Raw genomic sequence first — 17,122 nt, 5'->3', positions numbered from 1 at the left:
CGTGAGCATGAGTCGTAGGCTCGTCTGCGATGAGCACCTCAGCCGCCGAACCTGGCTCCACCCGAGCCGGTGATGCCGAGCGGGCGCAGGCTGCCCAGCTTCTCACCGACGCCGCCGCCCAGGGTCGGCTCAGTGTCGACGAGTATGAGCAGCGGCTGGCCAAGGCCTACGCAGCCACCACACGCGGTGAGCTCGCCCGACTCTCGTCCGATCTGCCGGACTTTGCGACGACCTCGCAGTGCGGACCTCGCCGGCCTGCACCATCGACCCTGCTCCTGGCCATCTTGAGTGGGTTCGAGCGGCGTGGTCGCTGGAACGTCCCGAAGCGTCTGACATCCTTCGCGCTGTTCGGTGGCGGCGTCATCGATCTGCGCTACGCCGACTTCACCTCACCCGATGTGGACATCCACACGATCTCCATCTTCGGCGGCCAGACGATCCTGGTCCCGCCGGAAGTCAACGTCGCGGTCCGCGGGCACGCCGTGATGGGCTCATTCGATCATGTCGGCGAGCCAGGGACGCCGGGAGCTCCCCGGGTGACCATCCGTGGGTTCTCCCTGTGGGGCAGCGTCGGCGTCAAGCGCAAGAAACGTAAGAACAGCTGACCGTCATTTGCTGAAAAGCTCGCTTCCGCGATGCTTGTTTTGCTGAACGGCGCACCGATCAGCGGCGCCGCGCGCGTAGATAGTCGCCGACCACTGCCGCGCCGAGCCCATCGAGATCGGGCACCACGACGCGCCCGCCGACCCGGCGGGCCACCTGGTCGATGAACCGGGCCAGTCCAGGATCGCTGCCCAGCCGGAAGATCGTCAACTGCGCGCCCAGAGCTGCGAGATCGTCGAAACCCTTCACCGTCAGCCCGATTGTCCGCGGGTGCGGCGGGTAGTAGAAGAACGCCTCGGCGCCGTCGCCGAAATCCTCCAGGTGGGCGGTCGGCTCACCGTCGGTGACCACCAGCACGACCGGCTGGGCGTTGGGGTGCTTGCGCAGATGCCGGGCCGCCAGCGCCAGCGCGTGATGCAGGTTGGTGCCCTGGTCCCGTACGCCCTCCAGGGCCGTCAGCTCGGCGGCGCTGACGGTGCGCGCGTGCCGCCCGAACGCGATGATCTCCAGCGCGTCGGAGCGGAACCGAGTGCTCACCAGGTGGTTGAGCGCCAGCGCGGTGCGCTTCATCGGCAACCACCGGTTCTCCATGACCATCGAGAAGCTGGTGTCCACCAGCAGCGCGACAGCGGACTGGGTTCGGGTCTCGGTCTCGGAGATCTCGACGTCCTCGACGCCGATCCGCACCGGGCCGTCGATCACCCCTGAGCCTGCTTGCCGCAGTACGGCATTGGTGATCGTGCGGGTGACGTTCCACGGCTCGGTGTCCCCGAACGCCCACGGCCGGGTCGCACCGGTCAGCTCACCGGCCGCACCGGCGCGGCGGGTCTCCCGCTCGCCGTGCCGGCCGGACAGCCGCTGGGCGACATCGCGCAGCGCGGTCTGCCCGAGCTGGCGCATCGCCTTGGGCGAGAGCCGGAACTGGCCGTCGGACCCGCGGTCCAGGAAGCCCTGTTCGGTGAGTGCACGTTCCAGATCGGCCAGTGTGCGGGCATTGACGGCGGCCTCGTCACCGAGCTGGCGGGCCAGCATGTCCAGATCGACATCCTCCATGGTGGCCCCGGCATAACCCTGCGAGAGTTGTTCGGCCAGCTGTTCCAGTTCGGCGATATCGGCGAGGGCCTGTGCGCCCTGGCCCATGCCCAACGGATCCTCGCCACGGAATTCCTGCGAACCGTTCCAGTCCTCACCGGGGCGGGCGGCCTGCAGGTTGGCGTCCAGCCGGCTCAGCGCACTCATCAGCGACGGCGAACCGAAGGCCTGCTGGGCCAAGGCATCCAGCTCTGCGCGCTGCGATTCGGACAGGCTGTTGCGGAACCGTTGGGCGGCCGCGGAGCGCTTGGCCAACGAATCCATCAGCTCGTCGACATTGCGCGGGTTTTCCGGGAAGTGCTGGCCGTGTTCGGCCATGAACTTCTCGAAATCCTCGTCGGTGTCCTCTCCCCTGGCGTGCTTTTCCAGCAGGTCATTGAGGTCATCGAGCATCTTGTTGATGGCGGCGCGGTCTTCGTCGGTGGCGTTCTGCAGTGCGTCCTTCATTCCGGCGAACCGCTGGTCGAGCATCTCGCGGCCGAGCAGATCCTTGATCTGGTCGTACTTCTGCCGCGCTTCGGCCGAGCGCCAGTCGTAATCGGCGAGTTCCTGGACGGCCTTGGCCGGTGACGGCGACAGCGCCTCCATCTGCATCTCGCCGAACCGGGCGTCATCGTCGAGCGCCCGGGCCAGTTCCTTGCGCTCGGCCAGCACGGCCTCGTCGAGCAACTTCTTGACCTCGGCGAGGGTGCCGTCGAGGTTGTTGCGCTGCAACAGTTCCCGGCGCCGCCGGTTGGCCTCGGCGGCCAGCTTGTCCGCGCCCGGCATGGAGGCGGTACCGCGGCGCATCAGCTCCTGCAAGGCCCTCCGCGGGGACGCGCCGGACATCACGTCCTCACCGATCTGATCCAGCGCCTCGCGCAGATCAACCGGTGGTGCCAGCGGGTCGGGCCCGCCGGTGTAGCGCGAATACCGCGAATTATGTTTAGCCATAGACGGTTTCACCATCATCGGAGGTCTTGTCGATCCGCTTGGCCAGATACAGGCCTTCCAGCGCCAGCTCCACCGCGGCGGCGCGCTGCCCTTCGGTGCGGGCGTCGAGGCGTTCGGCGATCTGGTCGATCACCGCCAGCTCCGGCAGCGCGGCGAGCACGTCCTTGGCGCTGACCCGCTCACCGGTGGTCACCGGCGAGCCCTCTTCGACCGCCGTGACCAGCGGCCCGACGTCCAGCCCGCCCAGTGCCCTGGCCGCGGTGTCGGCGGTGGCGCGGCGCAGCAGGTGCTCCATCACCGCCTGCTCGCGGCCCTCCTCACCGGACTCGAACTCCAGCTTGCCGCGCAGCACGTCGATCACGGTGCCGAGATCGACGACACGCGCCACCGGATCCTGCTCGCCGAGGATGGCCGCGCGGTGCCGTGCCGAGGCCGCGACGGTCTCGGCCGCGGCGATCGCGAACCGGGCCGACACCCCAGAGCGCTGGTCGACGGCCGTGGACTCGCGCAACGCCCTGGCGAATCGAGCCACCACGGCGAGCAGATAGTCCGGGACTTCGGCGCTCAGATGCGCCTCCTGGGCGATGACGGCGACCTCGGCGTCGAGTTCCAGCGGGTAGTGGGTGCGGATCTCGGCGCCGAACCGGTCCTTGAGCGGGGTGATGATGCGGCCGCGGTTGGTGTAGTCCTCGGGGTTGGCGCTGGCGACCACCAGCACGTCCAGCGGCAGCCGCAGGGTGTACCCGCGCACCTGGATGTCGCGCTCCTCCATCACGTTGAGCATGGACACCTGGATGCGCTCGGCCAGGTCGGGCAGTTCGTTGACGGCGACGATGCCGCGGTGTGCGCGCGGGATGAGGCCGTAGGCAATGGTTTCCGGGTCGCCGAGACTGCGTCCCTCGGCCACCTTGATCGGGTCGATATCGCCGACCAGGTCGGCGACGCTGGTGTCGGGGGTGGCCAGCTTCTCGGTGTAGCGCTCGCTGCGGTGTACCCAGGCGACCGGGAGGTCGTCACCGGAGGTGGCGGCGCGCCGGATCTGCTCCGGCGTGATCGGCGAGTACGGGTGCTCGTGCAGTTCGGACCCCTCGATCACCGGGGTCCATTCGTCGAGCAGCCCGACCAGCGAGCGCAGCAACCGGGTCTTGCCCTGCCCCCGCTCACCGAGCAGGACGAAATCGTGGCCGGCGATCAGGGCACGTTCGACCTGCGGCAGCACCGTGTCCTCGAAACCGAACAGACCGGGCCAGATCGCGGTGCCCTCTTCGCCGTCGGCCAACCGGGCCAGCAGGTTGGCCCGGATCTCGTCCTTGATCCCGCGCTCGACATGGCCGGAGGCGCGCAGTTCGCCGAGAGTGCGGGGCAAGTCGTTAGGTGATGTCACGACCTCCACGCTACGACTGCTGTCGACCGCAGGCATGGTCACCGGGCGAATGCCGGTTTTCGCTTGCCGCGAACTACCCGGTACCCTCGGTACCGTGAATTTGCTCGAATGGCATGACCGGCCGATGACGACGCACTACGGTCCGGCGTCCTGGCAGTCGCGGTTGCTGGGTGTGCTCACCGCGCTGACCCTCCGCCCCGTGCTCGGGTTGTCCACCCTGCTCGGCCTGCTGGTCAATCGCGTGTGGCCGGCCGGCCTGCAACGGGCGCATCTGGACGTCATCGACCGGCCGCTGCGGGTGATCTCCGCCCTCCCCGGGACCACGGTCACCCGCGAGGCGCTGCCGCACTGCCCGGCCGAATGGGTGAGCGCTCCCGCCGCCGGCACATCCACCGACCTGATCATCTACTTCCACGGTTCGGCGCTGGTCACCCTCGGGCTGAACTCACATCGCCGATTCGTCTCCAAACTGTCGGCGGCGACCGGAGCCAAGGTGCTCAACGTCGGTTACCGCCTGGCGCCCCAGGCCGCGATCGAAGAGGCCGTCGAGGACGGGGTGGATGCCTACCGCCGCGCTTTGGATCTCGGCTTCGCGCCGAGCCGCATCGTGTTCGCCGGCGACTCGGCGGGCGGTCTCATCGCGGCCGACACCGCGCTGGCCGTGCGCGACGCCGGGCTCCCGGTGCCGGCCGGGCAGATCCTGTTGTCGGCGTTGACCTCTGCCGATATGGATCTGAAGTACCAGGCACTCAAACAACATCGGGATGTGCTCTTCCCGTTCATGACGGTCAAGTTCATCTATGACGTCTTCGCGACGGTGAACGGCACCCGTCCGGTGCCGATCATGCCCGCCGAGGCCAACGCCGCGGGCCTCGGCCCGTTTTTGTTGCAGATCGGCACCAACGAGATGCTGCGCAACGACACCTTCGTGCTGGCCGATCAGCTCAAGGCCGCCGGGGTGCCGGTCTGGGTTCAGGTGTGGGACAAGGCCATGCACATGTTCCAGCTGACCTTCGACGTCAACCCCGACGCCCGCCGCGCCATCGACGAGATCGCCTCGTTCGTCGAACACGTCACCACCGAGGCCAGCAAGGCGGCCTGACCTCCCGGCGCCCAGTGGCCACTTCATGCACGCATTCTCGACGGAACCGTGCCACAAGTGGCCACTCGGCGAGGAACCTAGTGGGCGAAGTGCCGGGCCCCGGTCAGGTACAGCGTGATCCCGGCGGCCGTCGCAGCGGCGGTCACCTCATCGTCACGCACCGAACCACCCGGATGCACAACAGCTTTCACCCCGGCATCGATCAGTGTCTGCAGCCCGTCGGGGAACGGGAAGAACGCATCGGAGGAAGCCACCGCGCCCTGGGTGCGCTCCCCCGCCCGCTCGACTGCCAACCGGGCGGCGTCCACCCGGTTGACCTGGCCCATACCGACGCCGACGGTGGCGCCGTCCTTGGCGATCACGATCGCATTGGACTTCACGGCCCGGCCGGCCCGCCAGGCGAAGACCAGATCGGCCAGCGTCTGGGGATCGGCGGCCGCGCCGGTGGCCAGCGTCCAGTTGTTCGGATCGTCACCCTCGGCATCGAGAGCATCGCGCTGCTGGACCAGCAGGCCACCACTGATCGGCCGCAATTCGGTGGCGGTGCCCTCGGGTTCACCGGCGACCAGGATGCGGATGTTCTTCTTCTTGGCGAGCACCTCGACCGCGCCGGGCTCATACGCCGGCGCGACGATCACCTCGGTGAAGATATCGGCCACCGTCTCGGCCATCTCGACGCTCACGGTGGTGTTGGTCGCGATCACCCCACCGAACGCCGAGAGCGGATCGCAGGCATGCGCCTTGGCATGCGCGTCGGCGACCGACGTCGTCGACACCGCGATGCCACAGGGGTTGGCGTGCTTGATGATCGCAACACAGGTCTGCTCGTGGTCGAACGCCGCGCGCCATGCGGCATCGGCATCGGTGTAGTTGTTGTAGGACATCTCCTTACCGTGCAGCTGCTCGGCCTGGGCCAGGCCCGGCCAGGCCGTGTCGTCCCGGTAGAGGGCCGCGCGCTGATGCGGGTTCTCGCCGTAACGCAGCACCGCGGTGCGCCGTGAGGTGGAACCGACCCAGCGGGGGAGCGCGGACGCGTCCGCCGTGCCTTCTTCGGGGGACAGCACCGAGACCATCCAGCTCGCCACCGCCACGTCGTACTCGGCGGTGTGCTGGAAGGCCAACGCGGCCAGCTTCTTCCGTTCGGCCAGGGTGAAGCCGCCATCGCGCACGGCTGCCAGCACACCGTCATAGCCGAGCGGGTCGACCACGACGGCCACACTCGGATGGTTCTTGGCAGCGGCGCGCACCATCGACGGGCCGCCGATATCGATCTGTTCCACGCATTCGTCGGGCGCCGCGCCGGAGGCCACCGTCTCGCTGAACGGATACAGGTTCACCACGACCAGCTCGAACGGCGCGATCCCCAGCTCGGCCAGCGCACTCTCGTGTTCGGGCTTGCGCAGGTCGGCCAGCAGGCCCGCGTGCACCTTGGGGTGCAGCGTCTTGACCCGGCCGTCGAGCACCTCGGGGAAGCCGGTGACATCCTCGACGTGGGTCACCGGAACTCCGGCATCGGCAATGGTTTTCGCGGTCGACCCGGTCGAGACGATGCTCACGCCGGCGGCGTGCAGGCCGCGGGCGAGATCGGCCAGACCGGTCTTGTCGTACACACTGATCAACGCCCGCCGGATCGGCTTACGTTCGCTCATCCCAGGATTGCCTTTCGTCCGCTCCAGGTCAGACCGCGCGTCGCCAGCGCGGCCAGCACGTCCACCAACAACGCCCGTTCGGCGGTCTTGATGCGCTCGTGCAAGGTCTCTTCGGTGTCATCGTCGCGTACCGGTACCGCCTGCTGCGCCAGGATCGGCCCGGTGTCCACACCGGAGTCCACCAGGTGCACCGTGCATCCGCTCACCCGCACCCCGTGCTCCAGGGCGTCGGCGACGGCATGGGCGCCGGGAAAGGCGGGCAGCAACGCCGGATGGGTGTTGACCACGCGGCCGTGGAAGCGCTCGAGGAACTGCGGTCCCAGGATCTTCATGAACCCGGCGCTGACCACCAGATCGGGCTCGTGCTCGGCGACGGCCGCGGTGAGCGCGGCATCCCAGGCGGTTCTGTCGGCATGATCGGCGACGCGCAGCCGGAACGACGGGAGTCCGGCGTCCTCGGCAATCTCCAGTGCCCGGCAGGTGCGGTCGGTCCCGACCGCGACCACGCGCGCCGGGTAGTCGCCGACCGCGGCCGACACCAGTGCCTCGAGCAGGGAACCGGTGCCCGACGCCAGCACCACCAGCCGAGCCGGTGCGCTGGGCGGCACTCGGAACGGTGGCTGCGGCACGCGCAGCAGCCTAGTCGTCCTGCTCGCGTCGCTTTTCGGCGACCACGTCGGGAATGTCACCGTCGACCATGAAGTGTTCCTCGGGATCCAGCAGCGGGTCGTCATCACCGAGGACCGGCGCCTCGACGATCTCGGCGTCGAGATAGTCGGGCTCGCCGAGCATCACCTCGTCATCGATCTCGGCGTCGATGATCACCTCGGCGTCGATGACATCCTCGGGGCGGTCCGAACTCCATTCGCTGTCGACGATGACCTCGGTGATCGCGTCCTCGTCATAGTGCTCGGGTTCGGGAGCCGGAACGGGTTTCACCGGCTTGGGTCGCCGCGTCAGGCCGCCGGCCATGACCACGGTCAGACCCCCGATGACGGCGAACCACAGGAACACGGCCGGACCGAAGGTGGTCTGGTCGACCCCGACGTCACCGAAGTTGCCCAGCCGACCGCCGCCGGCATAACCGAGCAGTGCCATGGTCAGCGCCGCGGCCACCGCGGCGACGCCGAGCTTGGCCAGTGCGATCGGCCAGGGTGCGGGACGGCGGGCACACTGTTGCCCCAGCGCGACGGCCGCCACGGCCGCCACGATCAGCAGCGCCACCCAGATCGGGCCGAGCGGCGGCGTCGGCAACGCGGCCAGTACCGGTACCGCCGGGATGTCGCCGCCCAGCACGGTGAACGAGCTGAACGTCGCCAGCCCGATGTGGGCGCTGGACCCCACGGCCACGGCCGCCGTGCCCACCAACACGTTCGGTATGTACAGAATCGAGAGCAGGGCCAGACTGAGCTGACCGAACATCGAGTCGGTGATCCCGAAGAGGTCGTGCATGGTCCCCCAGTGCACGACGATCGAGCCGACGGCCACCACACCGCACAGTCCGAGCAGGGCGAGCACACCGGTGGCCGCGGCGCGCAGCGCCTCGGGAAGCCAGCGCGGCAGCCACGGCAGGCCGGCGAGTCGTCCGGTCATCCCGATGCCGATCAGCACACCGAACAGGTGCACGAGGAAGACCCCGGCGAAGGCACGCGATGCGTCGGGGGTCTGCAGCTGGGTGATGACCGAGGATGCATCGTGGATCACGGCCAGCGCGATCGCCGCGATCAGCAACGGTCCGCCGAGCGCCGAGGCCGCCACCCAGCGGATGACGAACCACGACGACCGCGCCGCGGCGGCCGCGGTGGTACGCGCGGTGGCCCACACCATCAGCAGTACCGGTAGCAGCGGCATCACGCCGAGCTCTCGGCCGCCGATCGAGACCGGGACCTGGTGCACGCCGAGCCACATGCTGGCGATGGCGCCGAACGCGCCGGTCATATCGCTGTTGGCGATCAACAGCTGCAGCAGGGTGATCGCGGCGATGATGCCCAGCGCGGCAACCGACGGCCCGAACGCGACCCGCAGCAGGTCACGGGCCTGCCGGGTGCCGACCGATCGGTTGTCCACTAGCTGGGTCGCTCCTCGCACGCTGGTATCACGCATGCCTGATCCCCGCTGTCCGGGCACGCGACGCCCAGACTACGACGACGGCGGCCCGGATTGCGGCGTGGAGTCGGACTGTGTGGGGGGTGTCGGCGATTGGGTCGGCACCGCGGTGGTGGGCGCCGACGATCCCTGCTGTTGCGGTTGCCCGAAGGCCGGGAAACCGGTGGGCGGGGTGGGCGGACCGGAGTGCCCGCCCGCGGCGTGCGAATCGGTGTTGGCGTCGCTGTAGGAACCCGCCGACCCGGCACCGGAGAAACCACCGGTGGACGGGCCACCCGGGTAGGAGCCGTACGGCGTCGGATAGCCCGGGCGCTGCTGGGGCTGGCCGTACTGCTGGGGTTGGCCCTGGGGTTGTCCATAGCCGTAGGGCGGCTGACCGTACTGGCCGTAGGGCTGCTCGTAGCGCGGCTTGGGCACCGGCGGGGTGAGCACCTCGGCGTCGAACAGCAGTGCCGCGATCGCCGCACCGGCCTGGAACAGCGTGGTGGCGATGATCAGGTACAGCCCCCAGCCGATCGACAACCCGGTCGGGGCGTTGATGACCTCGGACAGCACCAGCAGGAAGGACAGCGTGGCCACGACGGCCACCAGGCCCGCCCGCGACTTCTGCTTGGGCAGCAGGCCGATGGCGGCCAGCAGGGCGGCCAGCACCGAAGCGGCGACGGCGAGGCCGAGGCCCGGGGTGCTGCCGCTGGCACTGCCGAACTGCGGGAAGTCGGAGTTGCTGATGGTCAGCAGCGGTCCGAAGTTGAAGACGTAGGTGCCCAGACCGAACACCGCCACCGCCGCGCTCAGGTACGCGGGCAGCTTGCTGGGTCCGGCCTGCTCGGGCTCCCCTACCTTGCCGAACTGCTGCGTCGGCGCGATGTACTGGTTGCCCTGCTGTGCAGGCGGATATCCGGGGCTACCGGGTGGGTAGGTCATGACTCTCCTGTGTGGGCGATTTCGACCCACGCTAGCGCACCGGCCTGGGAGCCGGCTCAGGCCGATACGAGCACCGGGCTGTCGGCGACCGCACTCTCGGAGGCCTCGATTTCGCGGACGAGCGGCAGCACTTTGGCGCCGAAGTACTCGATTTCCTCCTGGAAGTGGAGGAAACCGCCGAGGATCAGGTCGACGCCGCGCTTGCGGTAGGCGGCGATGCGTTCGGCGATCTGTTCGGGAGTGCCGATCAGTTGGGTCCGGAATCCGTCGTTGTACTGGACCAGGTCCTCGAAGGAGGAATCGGCCCACATGCCCTTCTTGTCCCCGGTGGAGTTTCCGGCCTGCTGGACCGCCGAGCGGAAACCCTCGACGGCCGGCTTGTTGGCCTTGGCGATGATCTCCCGCAGCGTTTCCTTGGCTTCCTTCTCGGTGTCCCGAGCGATGATGAAACCGTTGAGTCCGACCTTGACCTCGCGACCGGCGTCACGAGCGTGGTCGCGCACCTCGACGACCTGCTCGGTGATGCCGTCGAAATCTTTGCCGTTGGAGAAATACCAGTCCGCGTAGTAGCCACCGTTGCGCCGGGCCGCGGTGGAGTTGCCGCCCTGGAACAGTTCCGGGTTGGGCCGCGCCGGGGTGTTCAGGGGCTTGGGCTTGAGGGTGAAATCGTGGATGCGGTAGAAGTCGCCGCGGAAATCGACATCGTCCTCGGTCCAGATCTTGCGCAGTACCTGCAGGAACTCCGCGCTGCGCCGGTAGCGCTCGTCGTGTTCGAGCCAGGGCTCACCCAGGTGGGTGAATTCGTCCTTGAACCAGCCGGAGACGACGTTGACCGCGAATCGACCGCCGGAGAGCTGGTCGGCGGTTGCGCCGAGTTTGGCCAGCACCGCCGGTTGCCACAGCCCGGGGTGGACGGCCGCGATCACCTTGAGGCGCTCGGTGGCCAACAGCAGCGCGAGGCTGAAGCTCGTCGACTCATGCTGGTACTCCGCCCCGTAGCTGGCCTCGTAGCGCACCTGGGACAGGGCGTACTCGAAACCGTTGTTCTCCGCGGTCTGGGCCAACTTCTTGTTGTACTCGTAGTTCCAGTCGGTGCGCTGCTCGATATCACTGGTGACCAGGCCACCGCTGACGTTGGGCACCCAGTAGGCGAACGTGGTGTGATCGGCGATGCGTTCGGTCGTCATGGTTGCCATGGCAGCATTCCGCGCCGTCTCGCGTCACCGTTAAGGATCGTGGTGAGCCGAACATCGGGGCGTCGGCCTTGCGCCAACGGACTAGAACACGTTCTAATTCTGATCATGGACTACGGGCTCGTTCTCTTCACCAGTGACCGCGGCATCGCCCCGGCAGCTGCGGCCAAGCTGGCCGATGACCACGGCTTCACCACCTTCTACGTGCCTGAGCACACGCACATCCCGATCAAGCGTCAGGCCGCACACCCCACCACCGGTGACGAATCGCTGCCCGACGACCGGTACATGCGCACCCTCGATCCGTGGGTGTCGCTGGGCACCGCCGCCGCGGTCACCAGCCGGGTGCGACTGTCCACGGCGGTCGCGCTGCCCGTCGAGCATGATCCGATCACCCTGGCCAAGTCGATCGCCACGCTGGATCACCTCTCTGGCGGCCGGGTCAGCCTCGGTGTCGGATTCGGTTGGAACACCGACGAATTGGCCGACCACAAGGTCCCGCCGGGTCGTCGGCGCACCATGCTGCGCGAGTACCTGGAGGCGATGCGCGCACTGTGGACGCAGGAGGAGGCGGAGTACGACGGCGAATTCGTCAACTTCGGCCCGTCCTGGGCCTGGCCCAAGCCGGTGCAGTCGCATATCCCGGTGCTGGTCGGGGCGGCGGGCACCGAGAAGAACTTCAAGTGGATCGCCCGATCCGCCGATGGCTGGATCACCACCCCGCGCGATTTCACCATCGACGAACCGGTGAAACTGCTGCAGGACACCTGGGCCGCGGCCGACCGGTCCGGCGCCCCCCAGATCGTCGCGCTGGACTTCAAGCCCGATCCCGAAAAGCTGGCGCACTGGCGCGATCTCGGGGTCACCGAGGTGCTGTTCGGCCTGCCGGACAAATCCGAGGCCGAGGTCGGCTCCTACGTGGAGCGGCTGGCCGGGAAGCTCGCTCAGCTGGTCTGAGCGAGCGGGTTCACGCCAGCGTGGCGTGGTTCTCCTTCTCCCCCGCAGTCACCGTGATCGCGGCACCGAGCGGGTCGCCGTCGGCCATCAGGGCGAGCAGATCCTCGTCGGTGGTCAGCGCCATGAACCGGCTGCCGTCGGCGTCGAGCCTGCCGATGATGACCCCGGTGGTCGTCGGCCAGTCGTAACGCACCGAGTACGTTTCGATCGTGCCGCGACCTTCGGGGTGCCGGGCGACGGCAACCGTCGGCTGCTCGTCGATCCGCGACTGCAGTTCCCGGCTGCGGTCGGGACGCCAATCGACCGGCACGGTCGAGTACACGCCGACCGAATATTTGCTCATCACACCGCCGTTGGCGCCGACGAGGCCGAATCGGCCCGGCTGCTCCCTGGCGCTGCACACCGTCTCGGCGATGCCGTGCAGCGAGTAGCTGTTGCCCGGTCCGCCGAAGAAGGGCAGCCCTCCGGTGAGGGTGAGTCCGCGTGGATCATCGGTGGCCAGCCCGGCCGAATCGCACACCGAGAACACCGGGAACGGGAAACAGCTGTAGAGGTCGAAGGTGGATACCTCGGAAAGCTCCACCTCGGCCACCCGAAGCGCCTCTGCCACAGCCATTTCCGCCGAGAGGCTGGCACTCAGATCGGCGCGGTCGAGCAGGGATTGTTCGACGAGGTCGGCATGACCGTGCAGATAGACCCACTTCTCCTCGGGCACCGAAAGCCGGCGCGCGGCGGCCACCGACATCAGCAGCACCGCGGCGCCCTGGTTCACCTGGTCGCGGGCCACCATCAGGCGCGGGTAGGGGTCACAGATCATCCGGTTTTCGGGTGTGACGGTGGCGAGTTCGTCCACCGTCCGTTCCACCGGCGACGACGCCAACGGATTCTTGGCGGCCACCTCCGAGAACGGCGCGAAGAGTTCGGCCATCTGACGGCGATAGTCGGCCACCGTTGCGCCGAGGCGTGCCCGGCGGGCGTTGTCCAGCAGGCCATACTGCACGGGCGCCCCCGTCAGACCGTGCGTGGCGGTGTATTCGTTCATGTACTGGTCGAACCCGTAGCCGCGATCCTCCAGCTGGCCGCCGACGGTCTCGGAGTGGTCCGGCTTGTCCTCGCGGCCCGCGAAATAGCGCAGTGTCGAACCGTTTTCGGATCCCAGCACCAGCACCACCTCGGCATCACCGGCGGCGATGACGCCGGCGAACTCGGTGGTCACCTTCTGCGATCCGTGCCCGCCGAGCGGCTCGAGCACCGCGCGAGCGGGGTCGGCGCCGATACGTGCGGCAACCGAGCGCGGGTAGTTGTCCGAACAGCCCAGCGGGGCCTGCGAGAACGGGGTGCAGATCTCGAACTGACGCAACCCGACGAAGACTTCGATGGCGGAGGCGATTGCGGCCGGGTCGGCACCGGTATCGACCACCGCTGCCCGGGCCGCCTCGGTGGCCAACTCCACTGAGGACATTCCCCGGTAGCCGTCGTCGTCGATGCGTTCGGTGAACTGTCCGACGCCGACGATCACCGGGGTACGCGGATCCACCATCACTGACCTCCTGGCACGTGTTAGTTCGTCAGGCTAACCGATGCCGGATCGCCCACCTGGGCCGGAGGGCAGCTTGACGTTTATGTCACTTAGTGACACAGTCGAGATGTCACTAAGTGACACCCAAGGAGGTGGATCGCCATCGACGACAAGGCAGCGGCCGCGCGACTGCGGGTGTCCCGGCATGCCGCGGCGCTGTTCTGGGAACGGGGGGTGTCCGGCACCAGCGGTGACGACATCGCCGCTGCGGCAAACCTGTCGACCCGCACCATCTGGCGGTACTTCCGCTCGAAGGAGGCGTGTGTCGAACCGTTGCTCGCCAAGTCCACGCACCGGTTCATCGCAGTGCTGGACCGTTGGCCTGCCGAGCTTTCCCTGGGACAGCACATGCGGGCCGATGCCATCGCGCACCCGTTCTCCGAACAGGACCTCGCCGACGAGACGGCGGCCATGCGGATCGCGGCCATGTCGGCCACCGAACCCGCCTTGCGCACCGCATATCTCATGGTCCACGACGAGATGGAGCGCGGCTTCATCCCCGTGATCGCCAAACGGCTGGGCCTGCCCGCCCAGGATCTGACGGTGCGGCTGTGCGCGGCCGCCACCACCGCGGCACTGCGGGTGGTCGACGAGGACGTCAGCACCGCTGTCGTCGTGCACGGCCGCACCTTCGAAAGCCAGGACATATTGACGCTGATCGACCGCGCCGTCCTCGATGCGACCAACGGCCGCATCGGCGCACCGGTCGGCACCTAGAAAGGAACCCGTGGCCCACCACAGCACCGAAACCACACTCCCACCGCGCATCTCGGTGGAGCAGTTCTTCAATCCGCCGGAACGCGCCGGCGCCACCATCTCCCCCGACGGCACCCGGATCGCCTACCTGGCACCATGGCGCAACCGCCTCAACATCTGGGTGCAGGACGTCGAGGGTGCACTCGAACCGCGATGTGTCACCGCCGACGAGGTCCGCAGCGTCTACCTCTACAGCTGGACCCACGACTCCCGCCACCTGTTGTACATGCAGGACGGCGGCGGTGACGAGAACTGGCATCTGCACCGCGTCGACCTCGACGACCCGGGAAGTGCCGCGGTCGATCTCACGCCCTTCCCGAACACCCGGGTCAGCTACGAGCTGCTCAAGACCCGGCCGGGGAAGGCCGTCGTGCAGCACAACGCACGCAATCCCGAGCTGGTCGACGCCTACGAACTGGACATCGCCACAGGCGAACTCACGATGCTCGCCGAGAATCCCGGTAATGCCATTGGATGGGTCAGCGGACCGAACGGGGACCTTTTCACCAACACCCTCACCGCCGACGGCGATGTCGAGATATCCCGATGGGACCCGGCCACCCACACCCTGCGGCCCATCAAGCTGTACGACGGGCGCGACTACCCGCTGGGCATCCACCCGATCGCGCCCACGCCCGACGGCACCGGGATCTGGCTGGGCTCCTTCGCCGGCGGTGACAGGATGCGACTGGTGCGGCTGGACGTCGCAACCGGCACCGAGACCGAGGTGGACAGCCACCCCCGCTTCGACCTCGGCGCGCAGATCATGTTGCCGTCCCCGTTCATCCTCAGTGAGCAGACCGGCGAGCTGATCGGCGCCCGCTATTACGGTGAGCGGCAGGTGATTCACGCGCTGGATCCCGACTTCGCCGAGGTGCTGGACAGGCTGGACGGCCTGTCCGATGGTGACCTGTCGACCATCTCCTGCGATCACAGCGGGCGACGATGGGTGGTCAGTTTTCAACACGACCGCGAGCCGGGCGTCACCTATTTCTACGATCGCAGCACCGATGAGAGCCGGCTACTGTTCCGGCCCTATCCGAATCTCGATCCGGCCACGTTGGCGCCGATGCAGCCAGTGCACCTACAGTCCCGCGACGGACTTCCGCTGCACGGATATCTGACCCTCCCGGTCGGGGTGGAGCCCAGAGATCTGCCGATGGTGTTGCTCGTGCACGGCGGTCCGTGGGCGCGGGACGTGTGGTCCTATCAGCCCGATGTGCAACTGCTGGCCAACCGCGGATATGCGGTGCTGCAGGTGAACTTCCGCGGTTCGACCGGGTACGGCAGGTCCTTCACCCAGGCCGCGATCGGCGAGTTCGCCGGCCGGATGCACGATGATCTGATCGACGCGGTCGACTGGGCCGTCGAGCAGGGATACGCCGATCGCGACCGGGTCGCCATCTTCGGCGGGTCCTACGGTGGCTACGCCGCACTGGTCGGGGTGACGTTCACCCCGGACGTCTTCGCCGCGGCCATCGACTACGTCGGCATCTCCAGTCTGCCGAACTTCATGCGGACGCTGCCAAATGTAGGCAGACGCTTCCTGGCGACCAATTGGCATCTGTACGTTGGTAATCCGTCGGATCCACAGGCTGAGGCCGATATGCTGGCCCGCTCCCCGATCACCCGGGTGGACCAGATCCGCACCCCGCTACTGGTGGTGCAGGGCGCCAACGACTCTCGAGTCGTGCAAGCCGAGTCCGACAATATGGTCGCCGCCCTGCGCGCTCGCGGTGTCGAGGTGGAGTACATGGTCAAGGACGACGAGGGGCATGGCTTCGTCAACCCGGACAACAACATCGCCATGTATCACGCCGTGGAGCGGTTCCTCGCCGAACACCTGGGCGGCCGCACCTGACGGTGAACAGACGCAAAACTGCCCCTTTTCTTGTGAAAAGGGGCAGTTTTGCGTCTTCTCGCGCAGCGAAATTACAGCTTGTTGAACAGCTCGCGTGCCTTGGCGGCGGTCTCCGACGGCGTCTTGCCGACGGCGACACCGGCGGCTTCGAGAGCCTCCTGCTTGCCGGCCGCGGTGCCCGCACCGTCGGACACGATGGCGCCGGCATGGCCCATCGTCTTGCCCTCGGGAGCGGTGAAGCCCGCGACGTAGCCGACGACCGGCTTGGTGACGTTGGCCTGGATGTAGGCGGCAGCCTTCTCCTCCGCGTCGCCACCGATCTCACCGATCATCACGATCAGCTTGGTCTCGGGATCCTTCTCGAACGCCTCGAGCGCGTCGATGTGGGTGGTGCCGATGACCGGGTCGCCGCCGATGCCGATGGCGGTCGAGAAGCCGAGATCGCGCAGCTCGTACATCATCTGGTAGGTCAGGGTGCCGGACTTGGAGACCAGCCCGATCGGGCCCTTGCCGGTGATGTTGTTCGGCGTGATGCCGACCAGCGACTCACCCGGGGTGATGATGCCGGGGCAGTTCGGGCCGATGATCCGGGTTTTCTGGCCCTTCTCGACGTTGTAGGCCCACGCATAGGCGCTGTCCTGCACCGGGATTCCCTCGGTGATGACGACCAGCAGCGGGATCTCGGCGTCGATGGCCTCGATGATGGCGTCCTTGGAGAACGCCGGCGGCACGAAGGCGATCGACACGTCGGCGCCGGTCTCCTTCATGGCCTCGGCGACCGAACCGAAGACGGGCAGCTCGATCTCGTTGCCGTCCTTGTCTTCATGCTTGACGGTCGTGCCGGCCTTGCGGGCGTTGACGCCACCGACGATCTGGGTACCGGCCTTGAGCATCAGCTTGGTGTGCTTGGTGCCCTCGCCACCGGTGATGCCCTGGACGATGACCTTGCTGTCCTTGTTCAGGAAGATAGACATTCTTGTTGG

General features: G+C 67.7%; 14 protein-coding genes. 5 read left to right on the top strand and 9 right to left on the bottom strand.

Annotation, left to right across the window (positions count from 1 at the left end; genetic code table 11):
* Positions 1-29 precede the first annotated feature (29 nt).
* A complete protein-coding gene (locus IC40_RS0103595; protein WP_030133394.1) occupies positions 30-605 on the top strand; it encodes a DUF1707 SHOCT-like domain-containing protein in 576 nt (191 codons plus the stop codon).
* Positions 606-663: 58 nt separating this feature from the next.
* On the opposite strand, the gene IC40_RS0103590 is transcribed toward IC40_RS0103595, so the two are convergent.
* Together IC40_RS0103590 and IC40_RS0103585 are read right to left on the bottom strand one after the other, a co-directional pair.
* Positions 664-2,628: a vWA domain-containing protein gene (locus IC40_RS0103590; protein ID WP_030133393.1), complete on the bottom strand. Its 1,965-nt coding sequence runs from the start codon at positions 2,626-2,628 to the stop codon at positions 664-666.
* Positions 2,621-4,012: a sigma 54-interacting transcriptional regulator gene (locus tag IC40_RS0103585; RefSeq protein ID WP_030133392.1), complete on the bottom strand. Its 1,392-nt coding sequence runs from the start codon at positions 4,010-4,012 to the stop codon at positions 2,621-2,623. The genes IC40_RS0103590 and IC40_RS0103585 overlap by 8 nt, the downstream gene beginning before the upstream one ends.
* 94 nt (positions 4,013-4,106) lie before the next feature.
* Here IC40_RS0103585 and IC40_RS0103580 point away from each other — a divergent pair, with 94 nt between their 5' ends.
* Positions 4,107-5,114 carry an alpha/beta hydrolase gene (locus IC40_RS0103580; RefSeq protein ID WP_030133391.1) on the top strand — a complete coding sequence of 336 codons (1,008 nt, stop codon included), beginning with the start codon at positions 4,107-4,109 and terminating at the stop codon, positions 5,112-5,114.
* A 77-nt stretch (positions 5,115-5,191) separates the two neighbouring features.
* Here the strand turns inward: IC40_RS0103580 and purH are convergent, their stop codons facing one another.
* From purH to sfnG, 5 genes are all read right to left on the bottom strand, one after another.
* The gene (gene purH / locus IC40_RS0103575) at positions 5,192-6,763 is read right to left on the bottom strand and encodes a bifunctional phosphoribosylaminoimidazolecarboxamide formyltransferase/IMP cyclohydrolase (RefSeq protein WP_030133390.1); all 1,572 of its coding nucleotides are present in this window, start codon (positions 6,761-6,763) and stop codon (positions 5,192-5,194) included.
* Positions 6,760-7,371, bottom strand: coding sequence for a phosphoribosylglycinamide formyltransferase (purN, locus tag IC40_RS0103570; RefSeq protein ID WP_030133389.1), 612 nt, complete (start codon positions 7,369-7,371; stop codon positions 6,760-6,762). The genes purH and purN overlap by 4 nt, the downstream gene beginning before the upstream one ends.
* A 31-nt stretch (positions 7,372-7,402) precedes the next feature.
* On the bottom strand, positions 7,403-8,830 hold the full coding sequence (locus IC40_RS0103565; RefSeq protein ID WP_030133388.1) for a cell division protein PerM: 1,428 nt from the start codon (positions 8,828-8,830) through the stop codon (positions 7,403-7,405).
* A gap of 72 nt (positions 8,831-8,902) precedes the next feature.
* Positions 8,903-9,793, bottom strand: coding sequence for a DUF5336 domain-containing protein (locus tag IC40_RS0103560; RefSeq protein ID WP_030133387.1), 891 nt, complete (start codon positions 9,791-9,793; stop codon positions 8,903-8,905).
* Positions 9,794-9,849: 56 nt separating this feature from the next.
* The gene (gene sfnG, locus IC40_RS0103555; protein ID WP_023986221.1) at positions 9,850-10,980 is read right to left on the bottom strand and encodes a dimethylsulfone monooxygenase SfnG; all 1,131 of its coding nucleotides are present in this window, start codon (positions 10,978-10,980) and stop codon (positions 9,850-9,852) included.
* A gap of 114 nt (positions 10,981-11,094) precedes the next feature.
* Between sfnG and IC40_RS0103550 the strand changes: the two genes are divergently transcribed.
* Complete coding sequence (locus tag IC40_RS0103550; RefSeq protein ID WP_030133386.1) at positions 11,095-11,943, top strand: LLM class F420-dependent oxidoreductase; 849 nt, start codon at positions 11,095-11,097, stop codon at positions 11,941-11,943.
* A 10-nt stretch (positions 11,944-11,953) separates the two neighbouring features.
* On the opposite strand, the gene IC40_RS0103545 is transcribed toward IC40_RS0103550, so the two are convergent.
* Entirely contained in the window at positions 11,954-13,486 is a 1,533-nt protein-coding gene (locus IC40_RS0103545; protein WP_030133385.1) for an acetyl-CoA acetyltransferase, read from the bottom strand.
* A gap of 171 nt (positions 13,487-13,657) precedes the next feature.
* Here IC40_RS0103545 and IC40_RS0103540 point away from each other — a divergent pair, with 171 nt between their 5' ends.
* Entirely contained in the window at positions 13,658-14,239 is a 582-nt protein-coding gene (locus IC40_RS0103540; RefSeq protein ID WP_234882656.1) for a TetR/AcrR family transcriptional regulator, read from the top strand.
* 10 nt (positions 14,240-14,249) lie between these two features.
* Positions 14,250-16,139 (top strand): alpha/beta hydrolase family protein, encoded by a 1,890-nt coding sequence (locus IC40_RS0103535; protein WP_030133383.1) that lies wholly within the window; start codon positions 14,250-14,252, stop codon positions 16,137-16,139.
* 71 nt (positions 16,140-16,210) lie between these two features.
* On the opposite strand, the gene sucD is transcribed toward IC40_RS0103535, so the two are convergent.
* A complete protein-coding gene (gene sucD, locus IC40_RS0103530; RefSeq protein WP_030133382.1) occupies positions 16,211-17,113 on the bottom strand; it encodes a succinate--CoA ligase subunit alpha in 903 nt (300 codons plus the stop codon).
* Positions 17,114-17,122 lie beyond the last annotated feature (9 nt).

The organism is Mycolicibacterium neoaurum ATCC 25795 (genome assembly GCF_000691525.1).
Taxonomy (GTDB): Bacteria; Actinomycetota; Actinomycetes; order Mycobacteriales; family Mycobacteriaceae; genus Mycobacterium; species Mycobacterium neoaurum.
The sequence above is the reverse complement of the archived record's forward strand: the minus strand, read 5'-3'. Positions and strand labels throughout refer to the sequence as shown.